Annotated in this window: 11 protein-coding genes; 10 read left to right on the top strand and 1 reads right to left on the bottom strand. The window is 49.8% G+C overall.

What is annotated here, in order from left to right:
• Nucleotides 1-56: 56 nt before the first annotated feature.
• The 8 genes from xerA to MTP37_RS09890 all read left to right on the top strand — a co-directional run bounded on the left by xerA (nt 57) and on the right by MTP37_RS09890 (nt 10,759).
• Nucleotides 57-1,040: a site-specific tyrosine recombinase/integron integrase gene (gene xerA / locus MTP37_RS09925; RefSeq protein WP_249237135.1), complete on the top strand. Its 984-nt coding sequence runs from the start codon at nt 57-59 to the stop codon at nt 1,038-1,040.
• A gap of 13 nt (nt 1,041-1,053) precedes the next feature.
• The gene (locus MTP37_RS09920) at nt 1,054-2,223 is read left to right on the top strand and encodes a restriction endonuclease subunit S (RefSeq protein ID WP_249237134.1); all 1,170 of its coding nucleotides are present in this window, start codon (nt 1,054-1,056) and stop codon (nt 2,221-2,223) included.
• 40 nt (nt 2,224-2,263) lie between these two features.
• Nucleotides 2,264-3,547, top strand: coding sequence for an FRG domain-containing protein (locus MTP37_RS09915; RefSeq protein ID WP_249237133.1), 1,284 nt, complete (start codon nt 2,264-2,266; stop codon nt 3,545-3,547).
• A 20-nt stretch (nt 3,548-3,567) separates the two neighbouring features.
• Nucleotides 3,568-6,636 carry a type I restriction endonuclease subunit R gene (locus MTP37_RS09910; RefSeq protein WP_249237132.1) on the top strand — a complete coding sequence of 1,023 codons (3,069 nt, stop codon included), beginning with the start codon at nt 3,568-3,570 and terminating at the stop codon, nt 6,634-6,636.
• A gap of 99 nt (nt 6,637-6,735) precedes the next feature.
• A complete protein-coding gene (locus tag MTP37_RS09905; RefSeq protein ID WP_005927020.1) occupies nt 6,736-7,275 on the top strand; it encodes a DUF6036 family nucleotidyltransferase in 540 nt (179 codons plus the stop codon).
• The gene (locus MTP37_RS09900; RefSeq protein ID WP_249237131.1) at nt 7,263-7,802 is read left to right on the top strand and encodes a transcriptional regulator; all 540 of its coding nucleotides are present in this window, start codon (nt 7,263-7,265) and stop codon (nt 7,800-7,802) included. The genes MTP37_RS09905 and MTP37_RS09900 overlap by 13 nt, the downstream gene beginning before the upstream one ends.
• Nucleotides 7,803-7,820: 18 nt before the next feature.
• The gene (locus MTP37_RS09895; protein WP_249237130.1) at nt 7,821-9,302 is read left to right on the top strand and encodes a recombinase family protein; all 1,482 of its coding nucleotides are present in this window, start codon (nt 7,821-7,823) and stop codon (nt 9,300-9,302) included.
• 431 nt (nt 9,303-9,733) lie between these two features.
• Nucleotides 9,734-10,759, top strand: a complete 1,026-nt coding sequence (locus MTP37_RS09890) for a hypothetical protein (RefSeq protein ID WP_249237129.1) — start codon at nt 9,734-9,736, stop codon at nt 10,757-10,759.
• 64 nt (nt 10,760-10,823) lie between these two features.
• Here MTP37_RS09890 and MTP37_RS09885 read toward each other — a convergent pair whose 3' ends face one another.
• A complete protein-coding gene (locus MTP37_RS09885) occupies nt 10,824-11,774 on the bottom strand; it encodes an RluA family pseudouridine synthase (protein WP_249237128.1) in 951 nt (316 codons plus the stop codon).
• Nucleotides 11,775-12,288: 514 nt separating this feature from the next.
• On the opposite strand from MTP37_RS09885, the gene alaS reads away from it, so the two are divergent.
• Nucleotides 12,289-14,952, top strand: coding sequence for an alanine--tRNA ligase (gene alaS / locus MTP37_RS09880; protein ID WP_249237127.1), 2,664 nt, complete (start codon nt 12,289-12,291; stop codon nt 14,950-14,952).
• Nucleotides 14,953-15,070: 118 nt separating this feature from the next.
• Nucleotides 15,071-15,403, top strand: a complete 333-nt coding sequence (locus MTP37_RS09875) for a histidine triad nucleotide-binding protein (protein ID WP_249237126.1) — start codon at nt 15,071-15,073, stop codon at nt 15,401-15,403.
• Nucleotides 15,404-15,405 lie beyond the last annotated feature (2 nt).

The following is a 15,405-nucleotide window of genomic DNA, read 5'->3' as shown; positions in this document are numbered from 1 at the left end:
TATGGAGAAACTGCCACTGCCGTCGTTCTCTGAAATCGTAATAAGGAGATACGGCGATGAAAAATAAAGTTATCAACGAGATACAGCGGAAAATGCTGCCGTATCTCAATAACGAACAGTTGCTGCATTTGAAAGCAGTGCTGGAAGCGTCATTTCAAGGTGTCATAATTGAAATGGGTGAAGAGCAGCCAAAGGCTGAGGAACAAGATTCGGCAGCAGCGTTCATTACGGCAAAGCGGATAGAAGGCTGTTCCGAGAAAACACTGACCTATTATTCAAAAACTATTGCAGCGATGCTGAATGGCGTTGGAAAATCACCGCAGCAAATTACAACGGACGATTTGCGAAAATATCTGACGGATTATCAGACACAGCGGCACTCAAGCAAAGTTACGATTGACAATATCCGGCGTATTCTTTCCAGTTTCTTCTCGTGGCTGGAAGATGAAGATTTCATTGTGAAAAGCCCTGTCCGCAGGATTCACAAAGTGAAAACCGCCAAAATCATCAAGGAAACGTATACGGATGAAGCGTTGGAGCTGATGCGTGACAACTGTTCAACAGTACGAGATTTGGCGATTATTGATTTGCTGGCATCTTCTGGAATGCGTGTCGGGGAATTGGTGACACTTAATCGGGAGGATATCAATTTCAACGAGCGCGAATGTGTTGTATTTGGTAAGGGCAACAAGGAACGATTGGTATACTTTGACGCACGGACGAAGATCCACCTTCAAAATTATCTGGATGAACGGTCAGATAGCAATCCAGCACTCTTTGTGACGCTGAAAGAGCCGCACGAGCGATTGATGATCGGTGGTGTGGAAACGATGCTCCGTGAATTGGGACGGCGATTGAAGCTAAATAAGGTGCACCCGCACAAGTTCCGGCGTACATTGGCAACATCAGCAATTGACAAGGGAATGCCGATTGAACAGGTGCAGCAGCTTTTAGGACACCAGAAAATCGACACAACGATGCACTATGCGATGGTAAAACAGCAAAACGTGAAATTGGCACATAGGAAATTTATTGGATGAGTGAGAGGATAAAATGAAAACCAGAGAAGTAAAATTGGGCGAAGTTGCCAATGTTAAAGGTGGAAAAAGAATTCCTAAAGGGATTGGATTGATTAACATTCCAAATGGTCATCCGTATATTCGGGTACGAGACTTGAATAATAAACGACTACTCGAATTAGACAATTCGTATGAGTACGTGGACAACGAAACACAAAAGGTGATTTCAAAATATACAGTTAAGACGGGCGATGTGGTATTGTCTATTGTGGGTACGATTGGTCTTGTGGCTATTGTTGGTAGAACGTTAGATGGAGCAAATCTTACTGAAAACTGTGTTAAACTGTCATCTTTTCATGGTGTGAACCGGGACTTTTTGTATTATTATTTAAGGTCTGATTGTGGGCAACAAGAAATCAGATGTGGAACAGTAGGAGCTGTTCAAGCCAAGTTGCCAATCAAAAATATTCAAAATATAGCCATTAACCTTCCCGATTATACTACACAAGAAAGAATAGCCTCTCTACTTTTGTCCATAGATAGAAAGATAGAACTGAATCAAAAGATAAACGATAATTTACAGCAGCAAGCGATGGCATTGTATGCTGAAATGTTCCTCAACAGTTCCAACAACGATGTTACCTCTGGAACTCTCAGTGACATTGCAGTTATCACAATGGGGCAGTCTCCGAGTGGCAGCAGCTACAACGAAGATGGTGTTGGCGAGGTTTTCTATCAGGGACGAGCTGAATTTGGATTTCGGTTTCCCAAACGGCGTCTTTTTACCACCGAACCTAAACGCATGGCTGTGGCTGGTGATGTCCTTCTCAGCGTCCGCGCTCCCGTGGGTGATCTCAATATGGCGTATGAGAGATGCTGCATTGGACGCGGCTTAGGTGCTATTCATAGTAAAACGGGTCACAGTTCGTTTGTCCTCTATACGATGTTTGCGCTCAGGTCTCAGCTCAATGTTTTCAATGGCGAGGGTACGGTCTTTGGCTCTATCAATAGGGATGCACTCAATGCCATACCGATTGATGTTCCTCTCGTGACCAAAATAGACCAGTTTGAGGCTGTCGCACATCCGATAGATGAGTTAATCCGCACCAATTATGAAGAAAACTGCCGATTAGAAGCGATTCGCAACTCGCTACTGCCCAAGTTGATGTCCGGCGAGATTGATGTCTCTGCCATCCGACTCTAAGCTGCTAAATTATCGTTTATAAAAGAAATGAAGGAATAACATGGATAATTCAGACAAAACACGAACCAGTAGCCATGACAGTTGGGTTGTCTGGGATCTGAATGGCTATTTGGACGGAATTTCGCTGATAAAGAATGAAATGGCTAATGTAGAACCCGAAGAGAGCGCGAAGCATTATTTCTTTCGAGGACAAGCCAGCTATGATTGGAATGTTATGCCGGGAATATTTCGTAACGGAATGTTGGCGCACGAGTATGATATGATTCGTGCTGCGTACATACGGAACCCAAGAGACTTCGGCGATACGATGACGGCGTTTGAAAAGCTTGCAAAGTTGCAGCATTACGGACTGCCAACAAGACTATTGGATGTTACAGAAAATCCATTGGTTGCTCTGTTTTTTGCGTGCCAGACCAATCAAGATATATCGATTTCAGATGGGAAGACTGCGTTGTTGCCGCCAACAGACGGACGCGTTTATTTTAAGCAGGAGTATGGAAAATCATATGACGATGATGAGATTAAGGTTCTGTCCTATTTGGCAACAGAAAAGATAACAGGAAACTTCAAGTTGGAAACATTACTCGACAAGCTTCAGAAGGAAGGCATCTATTCAAAAGCTGATGCGGTCAATTGCAGAAAAAATGGATATAAGAGTATCATTGAAATCATTCAGAACAACTATTTTGTTTTATCAAATCTTAATAACGAACGTTTGATAAGGCAAAATGGCTCATTTTTGATCTGCGGACAATATAATATTCAGATCGCAGGAGAGGGGGCTGGAGAATACATTATAAAAAGAGCCTATAAAAATGTTCGGGACGAATTTGATGAATTCAGCTTTAGAATCCCGGCAGAATCAAAAGAGCACATTCTAAGGGAGTTGGATTTTTACAATATAAACGAAGGAAGCCTGTTCCCTGAATTGGAACACCAAATGGCGTATATAAAAGATGTTCATGTAAACATGCCATCCCTACAAGATGAGCCATTTGAAATGTTTGATGTGGCTTTAATGAATGGTGATACTGCAACACTGGAGAAAACACCACATGTCGAAGATAGTCAAATCATTAGAGACATTTTGAAAGAGAAAATCAATCCGATTCTTTTTGATGAATGCTATGTTGCAGTTCAGGAAAGCTTGATTCCTGATTGGTACAACAAAGAAATCGGGCAGAGTAAGGCACGAAAAGCTTTAGCAGATGCCTTACAGAAATATGCATCGATGGAACGCCCTATGGCAAAAACTGTGTCAAAGTCAATCATTGACGATATAGTTGATGCCATCACAAAAGAACTCGAAAAAAATCAAGATTGATTTATTGGCGGAGAAAGAATATGCTTTTCAATGAAGACACCTTTGAACAAGCCATAATCGAATTGTTTGAGAACATGGACTACACCCACATTTATGCTCCCGATATGAACCGGACGGATTACAGCCGCCCTCTGCTGGACGATGTTTTGCGGGATTGTCTGGTGAGGCTGAATCGCAGCCTTCCGGCTGTGGCAATTGATGAAGCCATTTTAAAGCTGAATGATTTTGATGCGGGAAGCCTGTTGCAGAAGAATATTGTCTTTATGGACTATCTGCAAAACGGTATCACGGTCAAATACGCAGTCAAGGGTGAAGAACGGTCTTCGGTAGTAAAGCTGATTGATTACATAGATGCAGACAAAAATGATTTCTATGTGGTAAACCAGTATACCTTCGTGGAAAATGGAAACAACCGCCGCCCGGATATTATTTTGTTTATCAATGGTTTGCCGTTGGTTTTGATCGAACTGAAAAGCCCTTCTAAGGACGAAGTGGGCGCAGAAAACGCATACAACCAGATTCGAAACTATATGAAGGATATTCCTTCAATGTTCTACTATAATGCTGTCTGCGTAATCAGTGACCTTTCGACCAATAAGGCGGGAACAATCACTTCTGGACTTGACCGTTTTATGGAGTGGAAAACAAAGGATGGCGATTACGAAAATACGGCGTATGCGCAGTTTGATACCTTCTATGAGGGGATGTTCCAGAAAGCCCGGTTGCTAGATATTCTGAAAAATTTTATCCTGTTTTCCGGCGATGGGCAGAAGCCGATTAAAATTTTGGCTGGATACCACCAGTATTTTGCAGTGCGAAAAGCTATCGAAAAGGCCAAGATTGCCACTAAAACGGATGGCAAGGGTGGTGTGTTCTGGCATACGCAGGGCAGCGGGAAATCGCTGTCGATGGTATTCTACGCCCATTTACTGCAAGAAGCTTTGGATAGCCCCACCATCGTTGTGATGACGGACCGCATTGACCTTGACGATCAGCTCTACACGCAGTTCGCCAAGTGTGCGCCGTTTTTGCGCCAGATACCTGTACAGGCAACCAGCAAGGAAAATCTAAGCAAGCTGCTGGATGGTCGAAAAGCAAACGGCATTATCTTCACCACGATGTTCAAGTTTGAGCGTGGCGAGAAGCCACTGTCCGAACGTAGAAATATTGTGGTAATGGCGGATGAAGCCCACCGTGGACAGTATGGTTTTGATGAAAAAATTGTCATCAAAGAAAATGAACAGGGTGAAAAAGAAGCACATACGGTCATTGGCAATGCCCGTATCATTCATGATGCCCTGCCGAATGCAACTTACATAGGCTTTACAGGAACACCTATTTCGGCAAAAGATAGAAATACGCGTGAAGTTTTTGGTGATTATATCGATATTTATGATATGACACAGGCGGTGGAAGATGGCGCAACGCGTCCGGTTTACTATGAGAGCCGTGTTATCAAACTCCACCTTGACCAAAATACGCTGGCCTTGATTGATGCGACCTACGATGCGCTGGAACAGCAATCGGACGCTGCAACGATTGAAAAAAGCAAAAAGATGTTGGGGCAGATGGAGAGTGTGTTGGGAGCAGAGTCTACCATTCAATCCCTGTGCGAAGATATTGTCAACCATTACGAAAAGTACCGCGCTAATCTTTTGACGGGCAAGGCGATGATCGTGGCGTATTCGCGCCCGATTGCGATGAAGATTTATCGAAAACTTCTGGAGCTGCGCCCGACATGGAACGAAAAAATCGGCGTAGTTATGACTGGTGGCAACAATGACCCGGAGGATTGGAAAGAAATCATCGGCACAAAATCTCACAAAGAAGAACTTGCCCGGAAATTCAAAGACAACGATGACCCGATGAAGATTGCCATTGTTGTGGATATGTGGCTGACAGGTTTTGATGTGCCTTCACTGGCCACGATGTATGTTTACAAGCCAATGCACGGATACAATCTGATGCAGGCCATCGCGCGTGTCAACCGCGTGTTTAAGGACAAAGAGGGCGGCTTGATTGTAGATTACGTTGGCATTGCGTCTGCCCTCAAAGCCGCTATGAAGGAGTATACCAAGCGTGACCAGTCCCGATATGGCGATATGGACATTGCCAAAGTTGCTTATCCAAAGTTTCAGGAAAAGCTTCAGGTGTGCAAAGATTTGTTGCACGGCTTTGATTTCAGCGGATTTATTGGCGGTTCTCCGTTGATGATGGCAAAGCTGGTCACTGGCGGCGTAAACTTTGTTCTGGACGCAAAAGCACCCAAGCGCAAAGATCTGTTCCTGCGAGAAGCTCTGTTGCTGAAACAGTCGCATTCGCTGTGTTCCAGCATGACCACGGAGCGGGAGCGACATGAAGCGGCCTATATGGAAGCAGTCCGTTCTACGGTGGTGAAGATCACCTATGGTGGGAGTGGCGGCAAGACACTTTCTTTGAAAGAAATCAATGCTCAAATCAATGAACTGCTGAAAGCAAGTATCCAGAGTCAAGGTGTTATCAGTTTGTTTGACAGTAAGAAGGCAGATGAAAATATCAGCCTGTTTGACCCGGCGGTGTTGGATGAAATTTCAAAAATGAAAGAAAAGAACATTGCCGTAGAAATTTTAAAAAAACTTATGGCAGAGCAAGTTTCACTGTATAAACGGACAAATGTTGTGCAGTCTCAGAAGTTTTCAGAAAAGATTACACAGTTGATGAACTCTTACTACAATGGCTTGATTACAAACGAGGAGGTCATCAAGGAACTTCTGAAAACGGCACAGGAGATTACAGAACTGTATAACAATGGTAAAAAGCTGGGCTTGACGCAGGAAGAACTGGCTTTTTACGATGCTCTGACAAAGCCGGAAAACATAAAGGACTTCTATCAAAATAATGAATTGATTGACTTGACCAGAGAACTTACGGAAATGCTGCGCAAAAATCGGACGATAGACTGGCAGAAAAAAGAAACTGCCCGTGCGAGTATGCGTAAGATGGTGAAGCACTTGCTGAAAAAATATAAGTATCCACCGGAAGATTATGATACGGCAATCAGCACGGTCATTAGCCAGTGTGAGATGTGGACTGACAACATGGTAGTATGAATTGTATGAAATGTCGTTGATTTGTGCTTGACAATCGGATTCCTTTTCTGTAAAATGATTTTAGAAAATACTATTATTTAAAATAAGAAAGGCTGTTTTATGGGAAAGATGATCTTAGATGACCTCCGCAAGCGTCTGGAACGTCTGGACGAAGATGCCGACCTGATGATCGACAACAACGACCGCTATCAGATGGTGATCGTGGGTGGCAGTGCGTTCATTTTGCTGGGTAAGTTGACCCGCGCTACCCATGACATTGATGCCTTGAGTGTTCCGAAAGAACTGTACAGTTTGCTTGGCAAGTACGACATCAACACCGATGTGGAAGCCTACATCGACAATTTCCCGTATAACTTCCAAGACCGGCTTCAGCCGCTGCCCTTTGGTGGAACAAAGGTACAGTTCTACACACCCAGTCTGGAGGATTTGGTGATTGCAAAGCTCTGCTCGTTCCGGGATACTGACAAGGCAGACGTAGAGAGCGAAGCTGTGCGGAACTCTTTGGATTGGGACTTGCTGGAACACCTTGCAACGGATGAAGATGAACTGAAAGCCAGCATCTTGAACGATTGGCGGTATCGGGATTTTTATATCCGTTATCAGGAGTATGTGGAGAGGTGGAGACCATGCGAAAGCTGACATTTGAGGGTTTCTTGAAGCAGTATGTGGCAGAGCTTTCCGGGGTGCAGACGGCAAGTGTCCATAAGTTGGCAGATTGCATGGCAGAAAATCCCCGCCTGAAAGAACCGCTCTTCCTCTATGCGCTGGCCTTTAATAAAGTAGAACTGCTGCTCCGCTACACCGCAAACAGCACGATTGCTGCGGAATATGAGAAACTTTCTAATCTCTATTCGCTGGAGCAAATGCTGGTGCTTCTTGAAAAGCAATCATCAGAACTGCCGGAAGGCTATTTGAAGGTTTGGCGCAGCTATTGTTCGGTACGGGATGCCGCCCTTGCAGACAATGACACGAAAGAACTGATTCATCGCCGGGTGTTGGAACTTCAGCAAAAAAAGAAACTGACGAATTATCGCCTTTACACAGACTTGAAGCTGAATCCGGGCAATGTGAATGCATGGCTCAAACACAACGATTCCAGCAAAATGAGCCTTGACTGTGCACGGCAGATTTACAAATATGCAAAAAGCTACCCGTCTGTTCGATAAGGAAAAGGAAGTGAGTCTATGACCTCCGTAATTTACGCCCGCTATTCCAGCGATAACCAGCGCGAAGAATCCATCGAAGGCCAGATTCGGGAATGCACGGCTTATGCGGAAAAGAACGGTATCACGGTCATCAAGCACTACATTGACCGTGCATTCTCTGCCAAAACGGACAATCGCCCGGAGTTCCAGCAGATGATCAAAGACAGCGGCAAGAAGCTGTTTGATGTTGTTCTCGTCTGGAAATTTGACCGCTTTGCCCGGAATCGTTTTGATAGTGCAAACTACAAGATGATCCTGAAAAAGAACGGTGTCCATCTGATTTCTGTTATGGAACCCATTGCCGAGGGCTCACAGGGCATTCTGGTGGAAACGCTGCTGGAAGGCATGGCAGAATACTATTCGGCAGAGCTGTCCGAAAAAGTGATTCGTGGTCAGACCGAGAACGCCCTGAAGGGTAAGTGCACTGGCGGTACGGGAACCATCGGCTATAAAATCGACGATGACAAGTTTTATCATCTTGACCCGCTGACCGCTCCGCTGGTGCTGGAAGCATTTCAGCGGTATGACAACGGCGATAAGATGGTGGAAATCGTAAACTTCCTCAACGACAAGGGTGTCCACAATATGCTGGGCGGTAAAATGACCCACAGCAGCGTAAATACCATGCTGAAGAACCGTCGATACATTGGCGAACTGTCTTTCCGGGATATCGTTGTGCCGGATGCAATTCCGGTTATTGTTCCGAAAGACCTGTTTGACCGGGTGCAGAAGCGTCTGGATAAGAACAAGCGTGCCCCTGCCTGTGGCAAGGCAGACGAGGAATATCTGCTGACCACCAAGCTGTTCTGCGGCAAGTGTGGTGCGCTGATGTTCGGCGAAAGCGGAACCAGTGCCACCGGACGCACCTACTATTATTATAAATGCGCCAACGTCAAGCGGCGTAAGGGCTGCAACAAAAAGACCGTGCAGAAGGACTGGCTGGAAGATCTGGTTGTTCGGGAGACCATGAAGCTGATTCAGGACGATGCGGTGATCGACAAGATCGTTCAACTGGTCATGGATGTCCAGAATCAGGAGAACACCACGATCCCGCTGCTGGAAAAGCAACTGCGAGAGGTCAACAAAAAGCTGGACAACCTGATGAAGGCTATCGAGGACGGCTTGTACACCCGGACAACGAAAGAGCGTCTGGAAGCTCTGGAAATCCAAAAGGATGAGCTGACTGCAAAAATCGCAGATGAAAAATTGAAGAAGCCTAGCTTCAATGAGGATTTCATCCGGTTCTGGCTGATGAAATTTAGAAGGTTCGATATTTCGCAGAAAAAGCAACGAAAAGCGTTGATTGAAATTTTTGTCAATGCCATTTTCCTGTACGATGACCGGATGCTGCTCACGTTCAACTACAAGGATGGCACCCAAACTGTCCGGCTTGAGGACACTTTGACCGCTGACTCAGCGGAGGAAAAAAGTTCGGATTTGTCCAGCTCTGCTGGACCATAAATCCAACGATTTCACATTAGAAATCGTTGGATTTTTTTGTTTATAGGCTGGCCTCATTTGGTTTTGACCACAATTTTGACCACAATGCCAACGATTTTATCTGGTCGATCGCAGGTATGCCTGCTTTGATCGAATATCTGCGACGACTGGCATAAAGGATTCGGAAGGACTACCGGGATCGTCTGGGAAAATCAGAGTAACCTGGTAGATTTGCGCTGAAAAAATTTTTCCCGCATTCTTTTTACAGGCTGATTTTTTTGTCGGAAATGTAGAATATCGCTCTGGAAACTATGCATTCTCTCTAACAAAATCTGCCCAAACGTGTTGATATTGAGAAAAACGCTTCATAAACGTTTACAAAATGGTAACAGGCTGGTATACTTTATAGCGGTAGATAACAGGAATTGCAGAAGCTGAAAGGAGAATCGACCGTGAATACCGCTGCATCGTCCCATTTTCGCAAAAAACTGCTGAGCCTTGTGCTGACGCTGGTGGTAATGCTCACCTGCCTGCCTGCTGCTCTGGCAGTGGACCTGAATGTGGACGCGGGCTTCTATTTCAAGCAGAGCCGCGGCGGCACCTGCACGCTGGCATCCGCAGCCATGATGCTGCGCCGCCGGGCGTATCTTGATGGTCTGACGGATTGGACCGCTGTGACAGAAAACAGCGTACGCTCCACGGCATGGGCCAACGGTCTCTCACACAGCTTTACATATAAGGAAATGCAGGTGGGCTACGGAACCCTGCCTTCCCGCAAACAGGAAAAGATCCAGACCCTCATTACCCTGCTGTCGCAGCATCCGGAGGGCATTGTGCTGTATGACCGCAGACAGCCCCATGCGCTGCTGCTGACCGATTACACCAATGGTACTTTCTACTGCTCCGACCCGGCAGGGAATATTTCTTCCGGCCGTATCCCGCTGGAAAATTCCAGTGTTTCGATCAACGGCTCTTCCTGCTATTGGTACGTGGCATCCGATCACAACGCGGTTGCGTCCTCGCCGGACAGCCTGCGGCTGGAGGGTATGAGTTATCCCATCAACATCCATGCAGGCAAGGGCATGGCTATGACCGGTACCGCGAACGCTGCACTGGGTATGACGCTGACCGATGTTCAGGTGGCAGTGCTGGATGAAAATGACCAGACTGTGGTCACGGCGCAGGCATCGCCCAATGCGGCAGGCTTTTCCTTCAAGACGCTGGACAGCGAGATTCGTTTTGGCGAACTGCCTGCAGGCAGCTACACTTACATGGTGATCGTGACCGACTCCAATGGCGATAACCTCTGCTTCACCAGCGACTTTACGGTTTCGGATGGTTCTGCAAGCACCGGAACCTACTGGTCGGTAAAAGATACCGAGGGTGCCAAGCTGCTGGACAGCATTCAGGAAGTTCAGGATTCGTTTACCAGTGCGACCGAGTCCACGTTGGGCTGGCTTGAAAGCCTCTTCCACTAAAACGCAAAACAAAAAGATGACCCGGGGCCTGCCGCTCCGGGTCATCTTTTTTGGTGCAAAGGGCTTATTTCAGCGTGCCGTCCAGCACCTGATTGTAATACCATGGTTTGGGGGCGTGGAAGGTCTTGCCGCTGAGGAAGGCAAAGTCCGGCTGGTTGAAGTGGGGCATAGTCAGTTCCCATGCGCACAGGGCCTGATACTTGAGTTTCAGCTCACGGTTGGCGGTGTTGTTGCCGTATTTGCTGTCGCCCAGAATGGGACAGCCGATGCTGGCCATGTGGGCGCGGATCTGATGGGTGCGGCCGGTGATCAGCTGCACTTTCAGCAGGGCCAGACGACCGGAGACGGCGATGGTCTCGTACCGGGTCTCCACGTCCCTGGCACCGGGCTGCTTGTCCTCCACGATCTTCACGATGCCGCGGTCGGCGTCCTTAAGCAGATAGCCGCCCAGAGTGGCATCCGGCGGGGTCGGACGGCCGAAGGTGACGCAGAGGTAGGTCTTTTTCACTTCGCGGTTCTTGATGGCTGCAAGGAACAGCTCTTCGGCCTCCGGGGTCTTGGCAACGATGACAAGGCCGCTGGTGCCGGTGTCCAGCCGGTGGCACAGCGCCGGAGTGTACAGGTCGTTCTCCTTGTACTCGCCCTGCTGGTTCAGGTAGAGCAGGGTGCGGTTCAGCAGCGTGTCGTCCTCCGGGCCGTCCACGGCAAGACCGGCGGGCTTGTTCACAATGATGATCTGCGGGCAGTCATACACCACCTGTGCCGGGCCGCGGGCGTTCTTCCACGCCGGGCCTTCCACACGGCGGTCCGCATCCAGAACTTCATCCAGAATGAACAGCTTGATCTCGTCACCGGCCATCACGCGGGTGGAAAGCGGCTGCTTTTTGCCGTTCAGCTTGATCTTGTTCTCCCGCAGGGCCTTGTTCAGGCGGCCCGGGGTCAGGGCGGGGTACTGCTGGGTCAGATAGTTGTCCAGCCGGGTGGGGGCAAGACACTTTACTTTTAAAATCTTCACGGAATATTCCTCTCTATTATAAAATAAGAATGTGCTTTCAATATTTTTATTGTAGCGGAACAGGCACGCTGCGTCAAGCACAGCAGACTGAAAATTTTGTCCAAACCCGTTGACAAACGCCCGGCTCATGCTATAATTTAACTGTACGTGGAAAGAACTGTGTGCTTTCCGCATGTGCATGAATATTATGACAGATGGCAATGATGGGGTCAGAAATGTACACCGCCGTTCAGAGAGAGCGCTTCCAGCTGCAAGGCGTTCCGGTCGGTTCCATTTTGTGCCGCCCCGGAGCTTCCGGCGACACAAGTCGGACGCAGCGCAGCGTTAACGCGCCGAAAGCGGCAGGGGACACATTTTATCCTTTGCAATTTGGGTGGTACCACGGAGCAGTTTACAGGCAGCCTCGTCCCTTTTGGGATGGGGCTGTTTTTTGTTTTCTGCGCCCACCCGCCCCGTCTGCCATAATCATAAATCTGACGTGCAAACGCCAAGGACAATCGAGGAGAGAAAACCTATGCAATGGACCGGTTTGAATGAACTGCGTGAAAAGTACCTGAGCTTCTTTGAAAGCAAGGGCCACCTGCGTCTGGACAGCTTCCCGCTGGTGCCCAAGAACGACCCCAGCCTGCTGCTCATCAACAGCGGCATGGCACCTATGAAAAAGTGGTTTCTGGCTCAGGAAGAGCCGCCCCGTCACCGCGTGACCACCTGCCAGAAGTGTATCCGCACCCCGGATATCGAGCGTGTTGGCATCACTGCCCGCCACGGCACCTTCTTTGAAATGCTGGGCAACTTCTCCTTCCAGGATTACTTCAAAGAAGAGGTTATTCCCTGGGCATGGGAGTTCCTGACTTCCGACGAGTGGATGGCCATTCCGAAGGACCGCCTGCACATCTCTGTGTACGAAGAGGACGACGAGGCTTACGATATCTGGACCAAGAAGGTGGGCATCGCCCCCGACCACATGGTGCGTCTGGGCAAGGAAGACAACTTCTGGGAGCATGGCTCCGGCCCGTGCGGCCCCTGCTCCGAGATCTACTTTGACCGCGGCCCCGAGTACGGTTGCGGCAAGCCGACCTGCGGCGTGGGCTGCGACTGCGACCGCTATATGGAGATCTGGAATCTGGTGTTCAGCCAGTTCGACGCCGACGGCAAGGGCCACTACGAGCGTCTGGCACGCCCCAACATCGATACCGGCATGGGTCTGGAGCGTCTGGCCTGCGTGATGCAGGGCGTGGGCAACCTGTTTGAGGTGGATACCGTCCAGAGCGTGCTGCATCATGTGGAGCACATCGCCAACAAGACCTACGGCGAAGACCCCAAGACCGATATCTCCATCCGCGTCATCACCGACCACATCCGCAGCTGCACCTTCATGGTGTCCGACGGCATCCTGCCCTCCAACGAGGGCCGCGGCTATGTGCTGCGCCGCCTGCTGCGCCGTGCTGCCCGCCATGGCCGTATGCTGGGCATCACTCGCCCGTTCCTGGTGGAGCTGGTGGAGACTGTCATCCAGTCCAGCGAGACCGCATACCCCGAGCTGCGCGAGCACGATGCTTATATCAAGAAGGTCATCGGCACCGAGGAGGCAAACTTTGCCCGCACCATTGATGCCGGCATGAACATCCTGAACAACATGATCGACGGTCTGGAAAAGGCACATGAGCATCTGCTGAAGGGCCTGGATGTGTTCAAGCTGAATGATACCTTCGGTTTCCCGCTGGATCTGACCAAGGAGATCGCTGCGGAGCAAGGCATTGAGATCGACGAGGAAGGCTTCCACGCCGAAATGACCAAGCAGAAGGAGCGTGCCCGTGCGGAGCGCCTGAAGAAGAACATCTCCGGCTGGAGCGAGGATCTGTTCGGTGCGCTGGATGCAGAGCCCACCGTCTTTACTGGCTACGAGACCCTGAACGACACCGGTGTCGTGGTCGCCCTGAGCGACGAGGAGAACCTGACCGACGCCATTGCTACCGATGAGGAAGCAAAGGATGGCGTGCTGGTGGTTCTGGATAAGACTCCCTTCTACGCTGAGATGGGCGGTCAGGCTGCGGATCACGGCGTGCTGAACAGCGCTGACTGCAGCCTGCGCGTGCTGGATGTGAAGAAGACCCCCAAGGGCTACTACGTCCATACTTGCGTGCTGGAGAGCGGCATCGTGAAGGTGGGCGACCATCTGAACGCTCAGGTGGACAAGGAATACCGCATGGCCATTGCCCGCAACCACACCGCCACCCATCTGCTGCAGGCAGCGCTGCGTGAAGTGCTGGGCGACCATGTGCATCAGGCAGGCTCCTATCAGGATGCAGAGATCACTCACTTCGACTTTACCCACTTCAGCGCTGTCACTCCCGAGGAGCTGGCCCGCGTGCAGAAGATCGTGAACGACAAGATCTACGAGTCCATGAACGTCACCGTCCGGGAAATGCCCATTGAGGAAGCCAAGAAGCTGGGTGCAATGGCTCTGTTCGGCGAAAAGTACGGCAAGGTCGTGCGTGTTGTGGACATCGAGGGCTGGTCTACCGAGTTCTGCGGCGGCACCCACGTGAAGAACACCGCCCAGATCGGCGGCTTCAAGATCGTGAGCGAGGCCTCCGTTGCTGCGGGCATCCGCCGCATCGAGGCTGTCACCGGCCGCAACCTGCTGATCCGTGCAAATCTGCAGGAGGCTATGCTGCATACCGTGGCAAACACCCTGAAGGCAAATAACGTGACCGCTCTGCCCGTCCGCGCTGAGGCCGTGATGGCTGAGAACAAGGCTCTGGCCAAGGAGCTGGAAGAGATCAAGGCACAGGTCGCCGCTTCCAAGGTGACCAGCCTGTTTGACAATGCCGAGGAGATCGGCGGCGTGAAGATCGCTTCTGCATACTTCACCGGCACCACCGGCGACACCCTGCGCGGCATGTGCGATACCATCCGCGACAAGGCTGTGAAGCCCGCTGTGGCGGTTCTGGTGGGCAAGGCTGAGGACAAGATCACTATGGCTGTCACTGTGAGCAAGCAGGCACAGGAAAAGGGCCTGAAGGCCGGTGCTCTGGTCAAGGAGATCGCTGCCATTGCTGGCGGCAAGGGCGGCGGCAAGCCGGACTTTGCAATGGCCGGCCTGAAGGACGAGACCAAGATCGATGAGGCTCTGGCGGCTGTCAGCGCCATCGTCAAGAAGGCTCTGGGCGAATAAGAAAACGGGTTCGCCCTCTCCGTCAACGCTGACGCGCTGCCACCTCTGGGAGAACTGGACGCAAAGCGGCCTGAGAGGGCGGGGACGTTTATAAAATATCAGGAAGGAGTTGTTCCCCATGGAAGATTGTCTGTTTTGCATGATCGCGGAGGGCAAGATCCCCTCCAAGAAGCTGTACGAGGACGAGCAGGTGGTGGCGTTCTACGACATCAACCCGCAGGCCAAGGTGCACTTTCTGGTGGTGCCCAAAAAGCACATCACCTCTGCTGCTGCGCTGACCGAAGAGGACGGCGCACTGCTGGGCCATATTTTTGCAGTGATCGCAAAGCTGGCTGCGGAGCAGGGTCTGGAAAACGGCTACCGCGTCATTTCCAATGTTGGCGAGGACGCAGGCCAGACCGTGAAGCATCTGCATTTCCATGTTCTGGGCGGCGAAAAGCTGCCCGTCTGATT

The sequence above is a fragment of the Faecalibacterium sp. HTF-F genome (assembly GCF_023347535.1).
In the GTDB taxonomy this organism is placed as follows: domain Bacteria; phylum Bacillota; class Clostridia; order Oscillospirales; family Ruminococcaceae; genus Faecalibacterium; species Faecalibacterium wellingii.
The sequence above is the reverse complement of the archived record's forward strand: the minus strand, read 5'-3'. Positions and strand labels throughout refer to the sequence as shown.